This window comes from Mycobacterium adipatum (assembly GCF_001644575.1).
GTDB classification, from domain to species: domain Bacteria; phylum Actinomycetota; class Actinomycetes; order Mycobacteriales; family Mycobacteriaceae; genus Mycobacterium; species Mycobacterium adipatum.
Genome location: NZ_CP015596.1, coordinates 2,431,276 through 2,449,296 on the forward strand (window position 1 = coordinate 2,431,276; position 18,021 = coordinate 2,449,296).

13 protein-coding genes and 2 tRNA genes are annotated in these 18,021 nt (G+C 68.1%); 8 read left to right on the plus strand and 7 right to left on the minus strand.

All coding sequences use genetic code 11. The features are described 5' to 3' along the window. Positions 1-227: 227 nt before the first annotated feature. From A7U43_RS29660 to A7U43_RS11605, 4 genes are all read left to right on the plus strand, one after another. Positions 228-548 carry a hypothetical protein gene (locus A7U43_RS29660; RefSeq protein WP_156525891.1) on the plus strand — a complete coding sequence of 107 codons (321 nt, stop codon included), beginning with the start codon at positions 228-230 and terminating at the stop codon, positions 546-548. 394 nt (positions 549-942) lie between these two features. Next, positions 943-10,173, plus strand: coding sequence for a type I polyketide synthase (locus A7U43_RS11595; protein WP_156525892.1), 9,231 nt, complete (start codon positions 943-945; stop codon positions 10,171-10,173). Between the two features lie 29 nt (positions 10,174-10,202). Beyond that, complete coding sequence (gene acpS, locus A7U43_RS11600) at positions 10,203-10,592, plus strand: holo-ACP synthase AcpS (RefSeq protein ID WP_067994998.1); 390 nt, start codon at positions 10,203-10,205, stop codon at positions 10,590-10,592. Positions 10,593-10,687: 95 nt separating this feature from the next. After that, positions 10,688-12,022 (plus strand): dipeptidase, encoded by a 1,335-nt coding sequence (locus A7U43_RS11605; RefSeq protein ID WP_067995000.1) that lies wholly within the window; start codon positions 10,688-10,690, stop codon positions 12,020-12,022. Here the strand turns inward: A7U43_RS11605 and bcp are convergent. Beyond that, positions 12,011-12,484, minus strand: coding sequence for a thioredoxin-dependent thiol peroxidase (gene bcp, locus A7U43_RS11610; protein WP_067995002.1), 474 nt, complete (start codon positions 12,482-12,484; stop codon positions 12,011-12,013). The genes A7U43_RS11605 and bcp overlap by 12 nt on opposite strands. 93 nt (positions 12,485-12,577) lie before the next feature. Between bcp and A7U43_RS11615 the strand changes: the two genes are divergently transcribed. Then, positions 12,578-12,805 (plus strand): DUF3618 domain-containing protein, encoded by a 228-nt coding sequence (locus A7U43_RS11615; RefSeq protein ID WP_068002491.1) that lies wholly within the window; start codon positions 12,578-12,580, stop codon positions 12,803-12,805. Here the strand turns inward: A7U43_RS11615 and A7U43_RS11620 are convergent. From A7U43_RS11620 to A7U43_RS11630, 3 genes are all read right to left on the minus strand, one after another. Continuing rightward, positions 12,792-12,971, minus strand: coding sequence for a hypothetical protein (locus tag A7U43_RS11620; protein WP_067995004.1), 180 nt, complete (start codon positions 12,969-12,971; stop codon positions 12,792-12,794). The genes A7U43_RS11615 and A7U43_RS11620 overlap by 14 nt on opposite strands. Positions 12,972-13,282: 311 nt before the next feature. Further along, positions 13,283-13,672, minus strand: a complete 390-nt coding sequence (locus tag A7U43_RS11625; protein ID WP_067995007.1) for a hypothetical protein — start codon at positions 13,670-13,672, stop codon at positions 13,283-13,285. A gap of 380 nt (positions 13,673-14,052) precedes the next feature. Further along, a tRNA-Lys gene (locus A7U43_RS11630) sits at positions 14,053-14,128 on the minus strand. 160 nt (positions 14,129-14,288) lie between these two features. Between A7U43_RS11630 and A7U43_RS11635 the strand changes: the two genes are divergently transcribed. Beyond that, positions 14,289-15,509: a L,D-transpeptidase gene (locus tag A7U43_RS11635; RefSeq protein ID WP_067995010.1), complete on the plus strand. Its 1,221-nt coding sequence runs from the start codon at positions 14,289-14,291 to the stop codon at positions 15,507-15,509. Here the strand turns inward: A7U43_RS11635 and A7U43_RS11640 are convergent. Both A7U43_RS11640 and A7U43_RS11645 read right to left on the minus strand, forming a co-directional pair. Beyond that, on the minus strand, positions 15,506-15,997 hold the full coding sequence (locus A7U43_RS11640) for an SRPBCC family protein (protein WP_067995013.1): 492 nt from the start codon (positions 15,995-15,997) through the stop codon (positions 15,506-15,508). The two genes, A7U43_RS11635 and A7U43_RS11640, sit on opposite strands and share 4 nt — an antisense overlap. Continuing rightward, positions 15,994-16,683 (minus strand): DUF899 domain-containing protein, encoded by a 690-nt coding sequence (locus tag A7U43_RS11645; RefSeq protein ID WP_067995015.1) that lies wholly within the window; start codon positions 16,681-16,683, stop codon positions 15,994-15,996. Before A7U43_RS11645 ends, A7U43_RS11640 begins: the two co-directional genes overlap by 4 nt. 125 nt (positions 16,684-16,808) lie before the next feature. Between A7U43_RS11645 and A7U43_RS11650 the strand changes: the two genes are divergently transcribed. Together A7U43_RS11650 and A7U43_RS11655 are read left to right on the plus strand one after the other, a co-directional pair. Beyond that, positions 16,809-17,564 (plus strand): SDR family oxidoreductase, encoded by a 756-nt coding sequence (locus tag A7U43_RS11650; RefSeq protein ID WP_067995018.1) that lies wholly within the window; start codon positions 16,809-16,811, stop codon positions 17,562-17,564. Positions 17,565-17,650: 86 nt separating this feature from the next. After that, complete coding sequence (locus A7U43_RS11655) at positions 17,651-17,866, plus strand: hypothetical protein (protein ID WP_067995021.1); 216 nt, start codon at positions 17,651-17,653, stop codon at positions 17,864-17,866. Positions 17,867-17,910: 44 nt separating this feature from the next. Here A7U43_RS11655 and A7U43_RS11660 read toward each other — a convergent pair. After that, positions 17,911-17,983: transfer RNA gene (locus A7U43_RS11660), tRNA-His, on the minus strand. Positions 17,984-18,021: the final 38 nt, after the last annotated feature.

The window sequence follows — 18,021 nt, forward strand, 5'->3', positions numbered from 1 at the left end:
ACCTCGGACCGGGGGTGGCGCACGCCGCACACCGCTGGCAACGACACGGCGCGGCCGGTGGTGCGGGCATCACCGGCCGCCGGCCCGCCCGACGGGGACCCGGTCGCGGTGGGTCGCCGCCGCACCCGGCGACGACCGGTGGGCGCGGCAGCGACCTGCGGGCGGTGCGAAACCGGATGCGCGGACCGACGCCCGTTGGTCCGAAAGGGCCCGGTGCGGTGGTATTCGTGCGTACCACCGGCGGTGCCTTCGGGCGCGCCGGCGCGCGCGGTGCTTCGGTCGGCGCCGCCGTCGGAATGGGGCCATCCGGCGCGCCCGCGGCGGTGTCGGGGTCAGGCGTCACCCGGATCTTGGCGACCGGAGTCGGCAGGCAGCTGCAAAACTTACCGATCAGTAATAATTTCCAGCAAACTAAATTGCGGCCGTCGGGCCGCTGGGTGGACACATATGGGCGATGTGTTCTCTCGTGGATGGCATTCTCGATGCCGCCGCGGGTGCCGGAGAACATGAAATTCTTAGATAACGATTTCATAACGGCATCGCGCTGATCTGGGAAGTTATAGCTACTCGACCGTAACCACCTGCATGCAGGACGTTTGTCCCGCAGAGGATTGACCCGCGTGGTGACCTTTGTTACCCAACGTATGGTTACCCGTCCGTAGAACTCGCCAGTAACCATTTAGAGGCGGAAAATTGCCCTAGCTCTTATGACACTCTTAGTGGGGTTGGGCTGCCCTCCGGGCACGTCCGGATCCGGGACCAGGTGATGCCGGATCGCCCGGACGACACCAGTCCAACGGAGATTCAAAGCCGAATCACCGCAGACCACCAGGACGACGGGACCGTCGGGGATCCCGTACGCATCCTCGCCGCGACGACGCGGCACACCGGTACGAACAGCGACAGTGCGTGAAGAAGACTGCACCGAGGGAGATACAAGACGTGACGATCAACGAGCACGACAGGGTGACAGCCGGTACCAAGAGCAGCCTGGGCGAGGGTTCGTTGTCGGGCGCGCACGCGCTCGTCGATCTGCTGAACGCCGGTGAGCCGTACGCCGTCGCGTTCGGCGGTCAGGGCGGCGCCTGGTTGGAGAGCCTGGAGGAGCTGGTCAGCTCCGCCGGCATCGAGTCCGAACTCAGCGAGCTGGTCGGCGAGGCCGCGCTGCTGCTGGAACCGGTGGCCCGCGAGCTCGTCGTCGTGCGTCCGATCGGTTTCGAGCCCCTGCAGTGGGTGCGCGCGCTGGCTGCCGAGGAACCGCTGCCCGATACCAAGCAACTCACCACCGCCGCCATCTCCGGCCCCGGCATCCTGCTGACCCAGATGGCCGCCATCCGCGCACTGACGCGCCAGGGTCTGGATCTGATGGGCACCCCGCCCGTCGCGATGGCCGGCCACTCCCAGGGCATCCTGGGCGTCGAGTCGCTCAAGGCGAAAGGCACCCGCGATGCCGAGCTGCTCGCCCTGCTCCAGCTGATCGGCGCCGCCGGTTCGCTGATCTCGCGCCGCCGCGGCATGGTCGGCCGCGGGGACAAGAGTCCGATGGTCTCGGTGACCAACGTCGACCCCGCCCGGATCGCCGAACTGCTCGAAGACTTCTCCACCGACGTGCGCACCGTGCTGCCCCCGGTGCTGTCCATCCGCAACGGCCGCCGCTCGGTCGTCATCACCGGGACCCCCGAACAACTCGGCCGCTTCGAGCTCTACTGCTCGAAGATCACCGAGAAGGAAGAAGCCGAGCGGAAGAACAAGCTGCGCGGTGGCGCGGTGTTCGCGCCGGTGTTCAATCCCATCCAGGTCGAGGTCGGATTCCACACCCCGCGCCTGGCCGACGGCGTGGCGCTCGTGGACCGCTGGGCCGCCAAGTGCGGTATCGACCCCGAGCTGGCGCACGCCATGACCGAGTCGATCTTCGTCAGCCCGATCGACTGGGTCGCCGACGTGGAAGCCCTGCACACCGCGGGTGCCCGCTGGATCATCGACCTCGGCCCCGCCGACACGCTCACCCGCCTGACCGCCCCGGTGATCCGCGGGCTGGGCATCGGCATCGTGCCGGCCGGCACCCGTTCCGGTCAGCGCAGCCTGTTCACCGTCGGCGCGGTGCCCGAGGTGCCCGCCCCGTGGAGCAGCTATGCGCCGACGACGGTCGCCCTGCCCGACGGGTCGGTCAAGCTGTCCACCAAGTTCACTCGCCTCACCGGCCGGTCGCCGATCCTGCTGGCCGGGATGACCCCGACCACCGTGGATGCCAAGATCGTCGCCGCGGCCGCGAACGCCGGGCACTGGGCCGAGCTCGCCGGTGGTGGCCAGGTCACCGAGAAGATCTTCGAAGACCGCGTCGCCGAACTGACCCAGCTGCTGGAGCCGGGCCGCGCCATCCAGTTCAACTCGCTGTTCCTGGACCCGTACCTGTGGAAGCTGCAGCTCGGTGGCAAGCGCATCGTGCAGAAGGCGCGCCAGTCCGGTGCCCCCATCGACGGTGTCGTCGTCACCGCGGGCATCCCCGAGCTGGATGAGGCCGTCGCGCTCATCGAGGAACTCAACGAGATCGGCATCACCCATGTGGTGTTCAAGCCGGGCACCGTCGACCAGATCAAGTCCGTCATCAAGATTGCGGCCGAGGTTCCGGGCAAGGACGTCATCGCCCACATCGAGGGCGGCCGCGCCGGTGGTCACCACTCGTGGGAGGACCTCGACGACCTGCTGCTGGCCACCTATGCCGACCTGCGCAAGCTGTCCAACATCACCATCTGCGTGGGCGGCGGCATCGGCACCCCCGAGCGGGCCGCCGACTACCTGGCCGGACGTTGGGCGCAGGACTACGGCTTCCCGCTGATGCCGGTCGACGGCATCCTGGTGGGCACCGCGGCGATGGCCACGCTGGAGGCCACCACCTCCCCGGCCGTCAAGCAACTGCTCGTCGACACCAAGGGCACCGATGTCTGGGTCGGGGCCGGAAAAGCGCAGGGCGGCATGGCCTCCGGGCGCAGCCAGCTCGGCGCCGACATCCACGAGATCGACAACACCGCCTCGCGCTGCGGGCGACTGCTCGACGAGGTCGCCGGTGACGCCGACGCGGTCGCCGAGCGCCGCGACGAGATCATCGCCGCGATGGCCGACACCGCCAAGCCGTACTTCGGCGATGTCTCCGACATGACCTACCTGCAGTGGCTGGACCGCTACGTGGAGCTGGCGATCGGCGACGGTGACTCCACCGCCGATACCAAGGCCGCCGACTCGCCGTGGCTCGACATCACCTGGCGCGATCGCTTCGAGGAGATGCTCAAGCGCGCCGAGGCCCGCCTGCACCCGGCCGACTCCGGTCCGATCGACACCCTGTTCGCCGGCACCGAGGGTGCGGCCCTGCTGGAGCATCCCGCTGCCGCGGTGGACACCCTGCTCAACCGGTACCCGGACGCCGAGAACATCAAGCTGCACCCGGCCGATGTGCCGTTCTTCACCACCCTGTGCAAGACCCCCGGTAAGCCGGTCAACTTCGTGCCGGTCATCGACAAGGACGTGCGCCGCTGGTGGCGTAGCGATTCGCTATGGCAGGCCCACGACGCCCGCTACACCGCCGACCAGGTCTGCATCATCCCCGGCACCGCGGCCGTCGCGGGTATCACCCGGGTCGACGAACCGGTCGGTGAGCTGCTGGACCGCTTCGAGCAGGCCGCCATCGACGAGGTGAGCGCAACAGGCGCGGTGCCGGTTCCTGTGGTGTCCCGCCGCCAGGCCAGCGCCGCGGTCACCGGACCCATTGCGGTGGTGCTGGATTCGCCCGACGTGTTGTGGGCCGGCCGCACCGCCATCAACCCGGTGCACCGCATCGGCGCCCCCAGCGAGTGGCAGGTCAACGAGAACCGCTCCGCGGTGCACCCGTCCACCGGTTCGCGGATCGAGCTGACCGATGCCGGTGTCACGCTGAGTGTTCCGCTGTCCGACATCTGGATCGACATCAAGTTGACGCTGCCTGCGGCCACGGTCAACGGCGGTATGCCGGTGGTCACCACCGAGGACGCCGCCGCCGCCATGCGCGCCGTGCTGGCCATCGCCGCCGGCGTCGACGGGGTGGATGCGCTGCCCACCGTCGTCGACGGCACCGCGACCGTCACCGTCGGCTGGGACCCGGAGGAGGTCGCCGACCACACCGGTGTCACCGCCACCTTCGGCGCCCCGCTGGCGCCGGGGCTGACCCTGGTGCCCGACGCCCTGGTCGGCCGCTGCTGGCCGGCGGTGTTCGCCACCATCGGATCGGCCGTCACCGATGCCGGGTTCCCGATCATCGAAGGTCTGCTGAGCCTGGTGCACCTGGATCACGCCGCGCACCTGCTGGCCCCGATGCCGAAGTCGGAGGCCGAGTTGACGGTCACCGCAACGGCTTCGGAAGCCGTCGACACCGAGGTCGGCCGGGTGGTGCCGGTCAGCGTCGTCATCAGCGATGCCGAGGGCACCGAATTGGCGCGCCTGGAAGAGCGTTTCGCCATCCGCGGCCGCACCGGGGCCGTCGAGCTGGAAGACCCGGTGCGTGCCGGCGGGGCGATGACCGACAACGCCACCGACACCCCGCGTCGTCGCCGCCGTGACGTCACCATGACCGCGCCCACCGATATGAGCGCGTTCGCCGTGGTGTCCGGCGATCACAACCCGATCCACACCGACCGTGCCGCAGCGCTTCTCGCCGGGCTCAAGGGCCCGATCGTGCACGGTATGTGGCTCTCGGCCGCCGCCCAGCACGTGGTGACCGCCACCGACGGTCGCGCCACCCCGCCGGCTCGCCTGGTGGGCTGGACCTCCCGCTTCCTGGGCATGGTGTTGCCCGGCGACGAGATCGAGTTCCGGGTCGACCGCGTCGGCATCGACCGGGGTGCGGAGATCATCGAGGTCACCGCGAAGGTCGGCGGTGACCTGGTGATGGCCGCCAGCGCGCAGCTGGCCGCCCCGAAAACCGTGTACGCCTTCCCCGGTCAGGGCATCCAGCACAAGGGCATGGGCATGGAGGTTCGCGCCCGGTCCAAGGCCGCCCGCAAGGTATGGGACACCGCCGACAAGTTCACCCGCGACACGTTGGGCTTCTCGGTGCTGCACGTGGTCAAGGACAACCCGACCAGCCTGATCGCCTCCGGTGTGCACTACCACCACCCCGAGGGCGTGCTCTACCTGACGCAGTTCACCCAGGTCGCCATGGCGACGGTGGCCGCCGCCCAGGTCGCGGAGATGCGTGAACAGGGTGCCTTCGTCGAAGGGGCCATCGCCTGCGGGCACTCCGTCGGCGAATACACCGCGCTGGCCTGTGTTTCCGGCGTCTACGAGCTCCCGGCGCTGCTGGAGGTGGTCTTCCACCGCGGCTCCAAGATGCACGACATCGTCCCGCGCGACGAGAAGGGCCGCTCCAACTACCGGCTCGCCGCGATCCGCCCGTCGCAGATCGACCTGGCCGACGATGACGTCACCGCGTTCGTCGAGGAGATCTCGCAGCGCACCGGTGAATTCCTGCAGATCGTGAACTTCAACCTGCGCGGTTCGCAGTACGCCATCGCCGGCACCGTTCGCGGCCTGGAGGCCCTGGAGGAGGAGATCGAGCGGCGTCGCGAGATCAGCGGCGGCAAGCGCTCGTTCATCCTGGTGCCCGGTATCGACGTGCCGTTCCACTCCGAGGTGCTCCGCGTCGGCGTCGCCGACTTCCGTCGCTCGCTGGAGCGGGTGATGCCCACCGATGCCGACCCGGAACTGCTGGTGGGCAAGTACATCCCCAACCTGGTGCCGCGTCCGTTCACACTGGACCGCGACTTCATCCAGGAGATCCGCGACCTGGTGCCGGCCGAGCCGCTGGACGAGGTCCTCGCCGACTACGACACCTGGCGCAACGAGCGTCCGCGTGAGCTGATGCGCAAGGTCGTCATCGAGCTGCTGGCCTGGCAGTTCGCCAGCCCGGTGCGCTGGATCGAGACCCAGGACCTGCTGTTCATCGAGGAGGCCGCCGGCGGCCTCGGTGTCGAGCGGTTCGTCGAGATCGGCGTCAAGACCGCGCCGACGGTGGCCGGCCTGGCGACCAACACGCTGAAGCTGCCCGAGTACTCGCACAACACCACCGAGGTGCTCAACGCCGAGCGGGATGCCGCGGTGCTGTTCGCCACCGACACCGACCCGGAGCCCGAGCCCGAAGAGGCCTCTGCGCCTGAGGTTTCGGCCGAGGCGGCCCCGGCCGCCGCCGCGCCTGCCGCGGCACCGGCACCGGCCGCCGCGCCGTCGGGTGGCCCGCGGCCGGACGACATCACCTTCGATGCCTCGGACGCGACACTGGTGCTCATCGCGCTGGCGTCGAAGATGCGCATCGACCAGATCGAGCCGCTGGACTCCATCGAGTCCATCACCGACGGTGCGTCCTCGCGGCGCAACCAGATGCTGGTGGACCTCGGTTCCGAGCTCAACCTGGGTGCTATCGATGGTGCCGCCGAGGCCGATCTGTCCGGCCTCAAGGCGCAGGTGACCAAGCTGGCCCGCACCTACAAGCCGTTCGGCCCGGTGCTGTCGGATTCGATCAACGATCAGCTGCGTACGGTGTTCGGTCCGTCCGGTAAGCGTCCGGCCTACATCGCCGAACGTGTCGCCAAGACATGGGAACTGGGGCCGGGCTGGGCCAAGCACGTCACCGCCGAGGTGGCGCTGGGCACCCGTGAGGGCTCCAGCGTCCGCGGTGGCAGCATGGGCGGCCTGCACGAGGGCGCCCTGGCCGACGCCGCCTCGGTCGACAAGGTCATCGACGCCGCGGTCACGGCGGTCGGTGCGCGCAAGGGCATCCCGGTCAGCCTGCCGTCCTCTGGTGCCGCCGGTGGCGGTGTCGTGGACTCGGCGGCCCTCGGTGAATTCGCCGAGCAGGTCACCGGGCCGAACGGTGTGCTGGCCAATGCGGCCCGCACCATCCTGGGTCAGCTGGGTCTGGACGACCCGGTCAACGCGGACGAGACCGTCAGCGACGCCGACCTGATCGACCTGGTCACCACCGAGCTCGGCTCGGACTGGCCGCGGCTGGTCGCCCCGGTGTTCGACGCCCGCAAGGCCGTCGTGTTCGACGACCGGTGGGCAAGCGCGCGTGAGGATCTGGCCCGGCTGTGGCTGCTGGACGAGAGTGACATCGACGCCGACTGGCAGCGGCTGTCTCAGAGCTTCGAGGGGGCCGGCAACATCGTGGCCACCCAGGCCAGCTGGTGGCAGGGCAAGGCCCTGGCGTCCGGACGCAACGTGCACGCCGCGTTGTACGGCCGGGCCGCCGCCGGTGCGGAGAACCCGGACAAGGGCGGCTACGCCAACGAAGTCGCGGTGGTGACGGGTGCTTCCAAGGGCTCCATCGCCGCATCGGTGGTCGCCCAGCTGCTGGAGGGCGGCGCGACCGTCATCGCGACCACCTCACGACTCGACGATGACCGGCTGGCGTTCTACCGCACGCTGTACCGCGATCACGCCCGGTTCAACGCCACGCTGTGGGTGGTTCCGGCCAACATGGCGTCGTACTCGGATATCGACGCGCTCGTCGAGTGGGTCGGGACCGAGCAGACCGAGAACCTGGGCCCCAAGGCCATTCACCTCAAGGAGGCGCAGAACCCGACGCTGCTGTTCCCGTTCGCCGCGCCGCGGGTCGGCGGGGATCTCTCCGATGCGGGCGCGCGCTCCGAGATGGAGATGAAGGTGCTGCTGTGGGCCGTGCAGCGGCTCATCGCCGGCCTGTCGCATCTGGGTGCCGAGCGGGACATCGCCTCGCGCCTGCACGTGGTGCTGCCGGGTTCGCCCAACCGGGGCATGTTCGGCGGTGACGGCGCCTACGGCGAGGCCAAGGCGGCGCTGGACGCCGTGGTCACCCGGTGGAAGGTCGAATCCTCGTGGAGCCAGCGTGTTTCGCTGGCGCACGCGCTGATCGGCTGGACCAAGGGCACCGGCCTGATGGGTCACAACGACGCCATCGTCGGTGCCGTCGAAGAGGCCGGGCTGACGACCTACACCACCGCCGAGATGGCCGCCAAGCTGTTGGCGCTCTGCGATATCGAATCCAAGGTGGCTGCCGCGCGCCAGCCCATCGAGGTCGATATGACCGGTGGGCTCGGGGAGATCGAGATCGACATGGCCGAGCTGGCCGCCAAGGCCCGCGAGGAGATGTCGGCGGCAGCAGCCGAGGACGAGGACGACGAGGCGGAAGGCATCATCCGTGCCCTGCCCTCGCCGCCGCGCGGCTACGCCGCGGCACCGCCGCCGGCGTGGGATGACCTCGACGTCGATCCCGCCGACCTGGTGGTGATCGTCGGTGGCGCCGAGCTCGGACCGTATGGTTCCTCGCGTACCCGCTTCGAGATGGAGGTCTCCGGCGAGCTGTCTGCCGCGGGCGTCCTGGAGCTGGCCTGGACCACCGGGATGGTGAAGTGGGAAGACGATCCCAAGCCGGGCTGGTACGACACCGAGACCGGTGACCTGGTCGACGAGTCCGAACTCGTCGAGCGCTACCACGACGCCGTGGTCGCCAAGGTCGGTATCCGGGAGTTCGTCGACGATGGCGCGATCACCCCGGATCACACCGCGCCCCTGCTGGTTTCGGTGTTCCTGGACAAGGACTTCAGCTTCGTGGTGTCCTCGGAGGCCGACGCCCGCGGTTTCGCCCAGTCCGATCCGGAACACACCGTGATCGCGCCGGTCCCCGACAGTGGTGACTGGCAGGTGACCCGCAAGGCGGGCACCGAGATCCGGGTGCCGCGCAAGGCCAAGATGTCCCGCACCGTCGGCGCTCAGGTGCCGACAGGGTTCGACCCGACGGTGTACGGCGTGAGCCAGGACATGGCGAGTTCGGTGGACCGCCTCGCGCTGTGGAACCTGGTCACCACGGTGGATGCGTTCCTGACCGCGGGCTTCACCCCGGCCGAGCTGATGCGGTGGGTGCATCCGAGTCTGGTGGCCTGCACGCAGGGCACCGGTATCGGTGGGCTCACGTCCATGCAGCGGATGTTCCACGGAAACATGCTGGGTCAGAGCAAGCCGAACGACATCCTGCAGGAGGTGCTGCCGAACGTCTTCGCCGGCCATGTCGTGCAGTCCTACATCGGCAGCTATGGCTCGATGATCCACCCGGTCGCGGCTTGCGCGACGGCGGCGGTGTCGGTGGAGGAGGGCGTCGACAAGATCCAGTTGGGCAAGGCCGATTTCGTGGTCGCCGGCGGCTACGACGACCTGACGCTGGAGGCCGTCACCGGCTTCGGTGACATGTCGGCCACCGCCGACACCGAGGTCATGCGCGCCAAGGGGATCAGCGATGCGAAGTTCTCCCGCGCCAACGATCGTCGTCGCCTGGGATTCGTCGAATCCCAGGGCGGCGGAACGATTCTGCTGACCCGCGGTGACCTCGCGGTGCAGATGGGTCTGCCGGTGCTTGCGGTGGTGGCTTACGCCTCGTCCTTCGGCGACGGCGTGCACACCTCGATCCCGGCTCCCGGGCTCGGTGCGCTGGCATCCGGTCTCGGCGGCACGCAGTCCCGGTTGGCCCGTTCCCTGGCCAAGCTGGGGGTCGGTGCCGATGACATCGCCGTCATCTCCAAGCACGACACCTCGACGCTGGCCAACGATCCCAACGAGACCGAGCTGCACGAGCGGCTCGCGGCCTCGATGGGACGCTCGAAGGGTGCACCGCTGTTCGTGGTGAGCCAGAAGAGCCTCACTGGTCACGCCAAGGGCGGTGCCGCGGCCTTCCAGATGATGGGGCTGTGCCAGATCCTGCGCGACGGCGTCATCCCGCCGAACCGCAGCCTGGACTGCGTCGACGACGAGCTCAACCATGCCAAGCACTTCGTGTGGGTCCGGGAGGCACTGCATCTGGGCGAGAAGTTCCCGATCAAGGCCGGTCTGGTGACCAGCCTCGGGTTCGGCCACGTGTCGGGTCTGGTGGCGCTCGTGCACCCGCAGGCGCTGCTGGCCGCACTGCCCGCCGATCAGCGTGCCGACTACCAGGCGCGGGCCAACGCCCGTGTGCTGGAGGGGCAGCGGCGACTCGCCTCGGCGATCGCCGGTGGGCCCGCACTTTACGAGAAGCCGGCCGATCGCCGGTTCGGTCACGACACCCCGGAGAAGCGTCAGGAAGCGGCCATGCTGCTCGATCCCGACGCCCGCCTGGGTGCTGACGACCACTACTCGAAGTGACGGAAAGCGAGTCGGCTAGCGTCTCAGGGATGGGCATCGTGGGAGTAGGGATCGATCTGGTGTCGATTCCGGATTTCGCCGAGCAGGTCGACCAACCTGGCACCGTTTTCGCCGAGACCTTCACGCCGGGGGAGAGGCGCGACGCCGCGGACAAGAGTTCGTCGGCGGCGCGCCACCTCGCGGCGCGGTGGGCGGCCAAGGAAGCGGTGATCAAGGCATGGTCGGGGTCGCGCTTCTCGAAGCGGCCGATGCTGCCGGAGGGGATCCACCGCGATATCGAGGTGGTCACCGACATGTGGGGCCGTCCGAAGGTGCGGCTGTCCGGGGCGATCGCCGAGCATCTCAAGGATGTGACCATCCACCTGTCACTGACGCATGAGGCCGACACCGCCGCCGCGGTGGCGATACTCGAAGCCTGATTGCCGCGAGCGTGCGTGTCTGCAGCCCGACACGCCGCCCGCGGGCGGGAGTTTGCGCACGCTCGCGGGCGACGGCTGCGGACTAGCCTTGAGCCATGAGTGAACTCGCCGCGCGCGTCCGTGAGCTGCTGCCCGCCGTGCGGGCAGATCTCGAAGAGCTGGTGCGTATCGAGTCGGTGTGGGCCGACCCGGCGCGCCGGCCCGAGGTGTACCGCAGCGCCGAACTGACGGCGAAGCTGTTCTCCCAGGCCGGTTTCGGTGACGTGCGCATCCTCGAAGAGGGCGGCGCGCCCGCGGTGATCGCCCGCCACCCGGCCCCCGACGGTGCGCCGACGGTGCTGCTCTACGCCCACCACGATGTGCAGCCCGAGGGCGACAGCGCGCAGTGGCACTCACCGCCGTTCGAGCCGACCGAGCGCGACGGCCGGCTCTACGGCCGCGGCACCGCCGACGACAAGGCCGGTATCGCAACACATCTCGCCGCCATCCGGGCCTTTGACGGCAACCTGCCGGTCGGTGTCACCGTCTTCGTCGAGGGCGAGGAGGAGTCGGGTTCGCCCTCACTGCCGGCGCTGCTGGCCGCCCATCGCGAACTGCTGGCCGCCGACGTGATCGTCATCGCCGACTCGGACAACTGGGGCGTCGACATCCCGGCGCTGACGGTGTCACTGCGCGGGCTGGCCGACTGTGTGGTCGAGGTGGCAACCCTGGACCACGGCCTGCACTCGGGCCTGTGGGGCGGCGTGGTGCCCGACGCGCTGAGCGCGCTGATCCGGGTGCTGGCCAGCCTGCACGACGATGACGGGAACGTGGCCGTCGAGGGTCTCTTCGAGGCGACCGCCGCCGAGGTCGAGTTCAGTGAGGAACGGGTGCGCGCGGACTCCGGTCTGCTCGACGGGGTACAGCAGATCGGTTCGGGTCCGGTGGTGCAACGGATGTGGGCGCGGCCGGCGATCACCGTCATCGGCATCGACACCACACCGATCGACAAGGCGTCGAACACCCTGGTGCCGAGTGCCCGGGCCAAGGTGAGCATGCGGGTGGCCCCCGGCGGGGACGCCCGAGAGCATCTGGCGGCCTTGACGCGGCATCTGCAGGAGCATGCGCCGTGGGGTGCGCGGGTCACCGTCACTCCCGGCGACGTCGGGCAGCCCTACGCCATCGACGCGTCCGGTCCGGTGTACGACGCTGCCCGGCGAGCGTTTCAGATCGCCTGGGGTCGCGAGCCGATCGACATGGGGATGGGTGGCTCGATCCCGTTCATCGCCGAATTCGCCGCCGCGTTCCCGGATGCCAAGATCCTCGTCACCGGAGTGGAGGATCCGGGCACCCAGGCGCACAGCATCAACGAGAGCCTGCACCTTGGGGTGCTGGAGCGGGCGGCGACGTCGGAGGCGTTGTTCCTGGAGGCCCTGGGCTCAGACCGATAGGTCGCGGCGCAGCTTGGCCACGTGACCGGTGGCCTTGACGTTGTACTGCGCGACCTCGATGACGCCCTTCTCGTCGACCAGGAAGGTCGACCGGATGACGCCTTGCACGGTCTTGCCGTACATGGACTTCTCGCCGAAGGCGCCCCAGGCGGTCAGCACCTTCTTCTCCGGGTCCGACAGCAGCGGGAAGGTCAGGCCCTCGGCATCGCGGAACTTGGCCAGCTTCTCGGGCTTGTCCGGTGAGATCCCGATGACGTCGAGTCCGGCATCGTTGAGTTCGGCGAGGCTGTCCCGAAAATCGCAGGCCTGCTTCGTGCAACCCGGGGTCGACGCCGCGGGGTAGAAGTAGACGATCACCTTGCGGCCTGTGAAGTCGGACAGCGTGACGGTGTTGCCGTCGGCGTCGGGGAGGCTGAAGGCGGGTGCCTTGTCGCCGACGGCCAGCCGCGGGGTCTGTGCCATGCGTGGATGCGCCTTTCTTTCGTCGACCGGGGCAGCGTGGTCGGCTCCGGCTGCTCTAGGGTAATTCGGTACGCCGACGACATGGAGGACACAGTGGCTGATCGGGATCCCGAGGCGATCAAGAAGGACATCGACCAGGCTCGTGATCAACTGGCCGCGACGGTGGACAGTCTTGCCGTGCGGGCGAATCCTCACCGTCTGGCCGAGGATGCCAAGGCGAAGATCGTGGCGTTCGTGACCAAGCCCCCGGTCCTGCTGACGCTGGCCGGTGCCGGCACCGTGGTCGTGGTGGTGGTGATCCGGCGGATCAGGCGCCGCTGACGCTGTTGTAGCGGCGCCGACGGGGTCGCAGCCAGTCCGTCAGCGAGAAGGTGGGCGGGTTGGCGGTGCGGCCCAGGCGGCTGCAGCTGATGACCGCTGCGACGCTGTCCAGCGGCGCGCCATCGGATGTGGCGGCCGAGGAGCTCGGTGCGCGCTCGGCTGGCATCAGCTAATTCCTCATTTCGTCCCCGGGTCGTTCACCGCGACCCGGCGACGCGGGCTGCAGCTAACTCAGCGTAGCACGCCACCTGTGTGGGGTGGTCAACTTAATACGCCGCTTCTAGCTGGCGCTTTTTGGTTGCCAGCTACGTTTTCTGGCCTTGTTGCGGTCGCAATGTTTCGTTTCGAGCGACTTTCAGCACATCGGCGCGGTATGTCGCTTGATTTATTGACGCACCCGTCGGCCGCAACCGTAGCAGTGATTCCGCCGGCCCGAGCCGTCCGCCGGTGAACGCCGGGTAAGCACTACTGGCCGAGTCAGGCCGGACCGGTGACCGGCTGATACCAATATTCGCCCGTACCGGTGAGCACCGCGCCGACGAGCTCATCGGTCACCAGCATCGCGGAGCGCTGCGGGTCCGTCGGTTCGGGGCTCAGCACCCGCGGGGCCCGTTCGATTTTGCTGTCGAGGGGAATGCCCGTATCGGGATTCGGTGCGCAATCCGTTCCGTACGGGTCTTTGCCGACGAGTAGATCGGCGACCGCCGACGCGGTATTGCGGAGCGGCTCGGCCTTGGCGGCGACACACGGGGCGAATATCTGGGATGCCGCCGGCGACGGACCGAACTCGGTGGGCGGCGCAGCAAGATAGAGCGGTGACTGGGCGATGGTCTGGATCTGGACTCCGCACCCGCTGAGGACCGTCATGCCTAGTAGAAGGCAGGCAAGCGACCGCCGGACTCGGGTCTCGCAGCAACGTGCCATCGCAGGTCCTCCCACCCTGGCACCCTCCCCGCGGAGTGCGTGTTCTTTTTCCGCTGAGCTCACTGGGATGTATCGGCTATCGGAAAAGGCGGTTGAAGAATTTACGTATTGGACAATTTGATGCGGCGGTGATCAATTTGCTGAACGAATTGTGATCATTGCACAGCGCGTCGCGCAATGGATAGTTTTTGTATCGCTTATGTTGGATGGTTCCGAATGAACTCGGAGGTCAATTTCCCTGCGGATGGCCCGCCCGGTCGCTCGGGCCGCACGACCGAGAACCTGCATACGACAAAGGCCCTGCCGAAGCAGGGCCTTTGCGGTGGTGCGCCGTCAGGGTTTCGAACCCCGGACCCGCTGATTAAGAGTCAGCTGCTCTACCAACTGAGCTAACGGCGCGCGTTGGAGACAATAACAGCACCAACGCGCAGAGGTGAAATCCGCATGACGATGGCGGTTCCAGCGCTTCGTGGACGGCCGGTTGTCGGAGATTCCCTTAGACTATTGCCAAGTGGCCGTGATCCCGCGGGTCCGTGTGAATCAAAGTGGAGCAGAACAGATGGTGCAGGTCTCGCCGGTGGGCAGCGCGCGTCGGCGCAAGACGTGGCCAACCATGATCGCGGTGGCGCTGACCACGGTGTTCGCGGTGGCCGCGTGCAGTGGCAATCAGGCCCCCGAGCAGCCGAAGACCATTGCGGACAAGGGCACCCCGTACGGAGACCTGCTGATACCCAAGCTCACCGCGTCGGTCACCAACGGTGCCGTCGGCGTCACGGTCGACGAGCCGGTCACCGTCACCACCGCGGGCGGCGCCCTCGGGCCCGTCAGCCTGACCGACGAGAACGGCGCTCCGGTCCCCGGCGAGTTCAGTGCCGATGGCCTCACCTGGTCGAGCACCGACCCGCTGGAGTACAACGCGAGCTACACCCTCAATGCCCGCTCCTCGGGCCTCGGCGGTCAGGCCGCCACCACCGCGACCTTCGAGACCCACTCGCCGGAAAACCTGACGATGCCCTACCTGCTGCCCAACGAGGGTGAGGTCGTCGGCGTCGGTCAGCCCATCGCGGTCCGTTTCGACGAGAACATCACCAACCGTGCCGCCGCCGAGAAGGCCATCAAGGTCACCACCACCCCCAAGGTGGATGGTGCTTTCTACTGGCTCAACAACCGCGAGGTCCGGTGGCGCCCAGCCGAATACTGGAAGCCCGGGACCAAGGTCGCCGTCGAGGTCAACACCTACGGGGTGGAGGTCGGCGACGGCCTGTTCGGGCAGGACAACGTCAGCACCAACTTCACCATCGGCGATCAGGTGATCGCGGTCGCCGATGACGCCACCAAGACGCTCACCGTGCGCCGCAACGGCGAGGTCGTCAAGACCATGCCGATCTCGATGGGCAAGGACAGCTCGCCGACCAACAACGGGGTGTACATCATCGGTGACCGGTACGCCGAGCTCGTGATGGACTCGTCGACCTATGGCGTTCCGGTCAACTCTCCCAACGGGTATCGCACCGAGGTGGACTACGCGACCCAGATGTCCTACAGCGGCATCTACGTGCACGGCGCCCCGTGGTCGGTGGGCAGCCAGGGCTACAGCAACGTCAGCCACGGGTGCCTCAACGTGAGCACCTCCAACGCCCTGTGGTTCTACGAGAACACCAAGCGCGGCGATATCGTCGAGGTCGTGGGCACCGTCGGATCGCAGCTCCCCGGCACCGACGGACTCGGCGACTGGAACATCCCCTGGCCGCAGTGGAAGGCCGGTAACGCCAGCGCCTAGCTCGTCGGGGGCTCGCTCGCGCAACGCTCCAGTGCGGCAAGTGATTCCTCGATGTAGCCGGCCGGAAACGGTGGCATGCCGACCTGTTCGCGGAAGCTCTGCGGGGTGTCGGTCCAGTCATAGGTGATCGTCACGTCGGTGCCATTGCCGTTGGGGCGCAGGTCATAACGCCACCACCACCCGCCTGGATTGTGGTTGCCGGACTCGTCGAGCTGGCCGGGCAGCCAGGCGATGGTTCGGTCTTGCTCGAACTCGGTGACCAGGTTGTGCATCACGTAGTGCCCGCCCGCGAACTCCAGGAACATGTTGATCACGAAGATCTGGCCGACCCCGGTGATCGGTTCGGGGTCCACGGCGTCGCGCACCCAGTCGCCGGGCTCGGTGTGCTGATGGCGCGCCGGGTCGGACAGCACCGAGAACACCGCGCTCGCGGTCGCCGGGATGGTGCGGGTGACCACGTAGCGCTCCTGGTCGGCCCGGCTGGTCATGCCGTGGCTCCCTGGCCGTAGGCGCGGGCGACATCGGGTGAGTCGAGCCACTTCGAGTAGGTCGGGGACTGGGGCCAGCCGGCCGGGGAGTCCTGCCACACTTCCTGGCGACCGAAGGGCAGGATGTCGATCAGCGCGAAGCTGTGGCTGAGCTGTTCGGTGCCGCGGCCGTTGGTGTGCCAGGTGCGGTAGACCGTGTCGCCGTCCCGGAGGAAGACGTTGACCGCGAATCCTTCCCCGGGCGCGGCATCGACGTCGGCGCCGAAGCTGCTTTCCGACGACGAATACCAGTCCATCTTGTTGCCGACCTTCTCGCGGTAGGCGAGTGCCTCCTCGATCGGGCCGTTGGTGACGATCACAAACCGCGCGTCGTAGTTGTCCAGGAAGTCCAGCCGGGTGAACTGCGAGGTGAATCCCGTGCAGCCGCCGCACTGCCACTCCGCGCCGTCGGTCCACATGTGGTGGTAGGTGATCAGCTGCGACCGGCCGCCGAAGACATCGGCCAGCCGCACCGGCCCGTCGGCGCCGATCAGGGTGTACTCGGGCAGTTCCACCATCGGCAGCCGGCGTCGTTGGGCGGCGATCGCATCGAGCTCGCGGGTGGTGGCCTTCTCTCGGCGGCGCAGATCGGCCAGGGCGGTCTTCCAGGTGGCGGCGTCCACCACAGCGGGTTTTGCGGTCGTCATGGGCAGTCTCCTTCACAGTGATTCGTGTCGGTATAGACCCACTGTGCGGTTCGAACTCATCGCGCGCGGTACTGTCCGTCAAACAAAGGGTTACCTAAGACATGTGGAAGTGAGTCGACCGAAAAATGAGTGGTGAAGGTTCCGATATCGCCGGATTGCGTGTGCTCGTCGTCGGCGCGTCCTCGGGCATCGGGCATGCCGTCGCGGTCCGCGCCGCCGAGCGCGGCGCCAAGGTGGCGGTGGCCGCACGCCGGATGGACCTGCTGACCGAGCTGGCCGAGCAGATCGGTGGCTCGGCGTTCGAGCTCGACGTCGAGGACCCAGGGGCCATCGGCCGGGTGGTGGCCGAGGCTGCGCAGACCCTCGGCGGCTTCGACGCCGTCGTGTTCACCAGCACGGTGGCTCCGATGGCGCATATCGAGGACACGGACGTCGCCACCTGGATCCACGCCTTCAACGTCAACACCCTGGGCGCCAACGGTGTCCTGCGCGCCGTGCGCCCGCACCTGTCCGACACCGGGGTCGTGCTGATTGCGTCCAGCCACGATGTGGGGCGGCCGCGTGCCGGGGTCGCCGCGTACAACGCCAGCAAGGCCGCGCTCAACGAGATTCTGCACTCCTGGCGCAGCGAGCACCCCGACCTGGCGATCCTGCGGGTCGGTATCGGCCCGACCGAGGACACCGAGATTCTGCGCGGCGCCGACAGGGAGCTGCTGGCGCTGCTGTTCAAGTCGTGGACAAAGCACGGACAACTGCCCGCGCAGATGTCGGCGCTCAACGACGTTGCCAACACCCTGGTTTCGCTCGTCGGTACGGCCTACCTGAACCCCAGTGTGGTCCCCGAGGTGGTGCAGCTGGCACCGCGGATCCGGCGGGGCTAGGCTGGGGCCGAGGCCGCCGTGCGGCCTGTGCGAACCGTTGACCCGGCCGGGCCGAGGGACATATTCCCGAGGGACGGAAAGATTGAGTGCAACAATCGCAGGCCTGTGCCGTATGCGGCGGACCGACGACCTACACCTCTGGTGGCGCCGCCGGTGACGGTGTCTGGTACCAGCCCGGCGTGCACGACCGCATCTGCTCCAACCAGCATTGCGAGGGCGCCGATCCCGCACACCAATGGATGCTGCTGCCGGAAGACCCGGCATTGAAACCGCTGAACCCGACCCCGCGGGAAATCTTCTAGAAACGCAAACGGTGGGAGGGCCGAAAGGCCCTCCCACCTGCGCGGGTGGCTGACGGGACTCGAACCCGCGACAGCCAGGATCACAACCTGGTGCTCTACCAACTGAACTACAGCCACCATTGCCGCCGCAGCGGCGTTGACGATCTTAACCGTAT

Excerpts from the sequence above, each read along its gene's own strand:
- A7U43_RS11625 (WP_067995007.1), bottom strand. The coding sequence starts at position 13,672 with ATGACGGTCCTCAGCGGGTGCGGAGTCCAGATCCAGACCATCGCCCAG.
- bcp (WP_067995002.1), bottom strand. The coding sequence starts at position 12,484 with ATGGCACAGACCCCGCGGCTGGCCGTCGGCGACAAGGCACCCGCCTTC.
- A7U43_RS11645 (WP_067995015.1), bottom strand. The coding sequence starts at position 16,683 with ATGACGACCGCAAAACCCGCTGTGGTGGACGCCGCCACCTGGAAGACC.
- A7U43_RS11635 (WP_067995010.1), top strand. The coding sequence starts at position 14,289 with ATGGTGCAGGTCTCGCCGGTGGGCAGCGCGCGTCGGCGCAAGACGTGG.
- acpS (WP_067994998.1), top strand. The coding sequence starts at position 10,203 with ATGGGCATCGTGGGAGTAGGGATCGATCTGGTGTCGATTCCGGATTTC.
- A7U43_RS11640 (WP_067995013.1), bottom strand. The coding sequence starts at position 15,997 with ATGACCAGCCGGGCCGACCAGGAGCGCTACGTGGTCACCCGCACCATC.
- A7U43_RS11620 (WP_067995004.1), bottom strand. The coding sequence starts at position 12,971 with ATGCCAGCCGAGCGCGCACCGAGCTCCTCGGCCGCCACATCCGATGGC.
- A7U43_RS11650 (WP_067995018.1), top strand. The coding sequence starts at position 16,809 with ATGAGTGGTGAAGGTTCCGATATCGCCGGATTGCGTGTGCTCGTCGTC.
- A7U43_RS11605 (WP_067995000.1), top strand. The coding sequence starts at position 10,688 with ATGAGTGAACTCGCCGCGCGCGTCCGTGAGCTGCTGCCCGCCGTGCGG.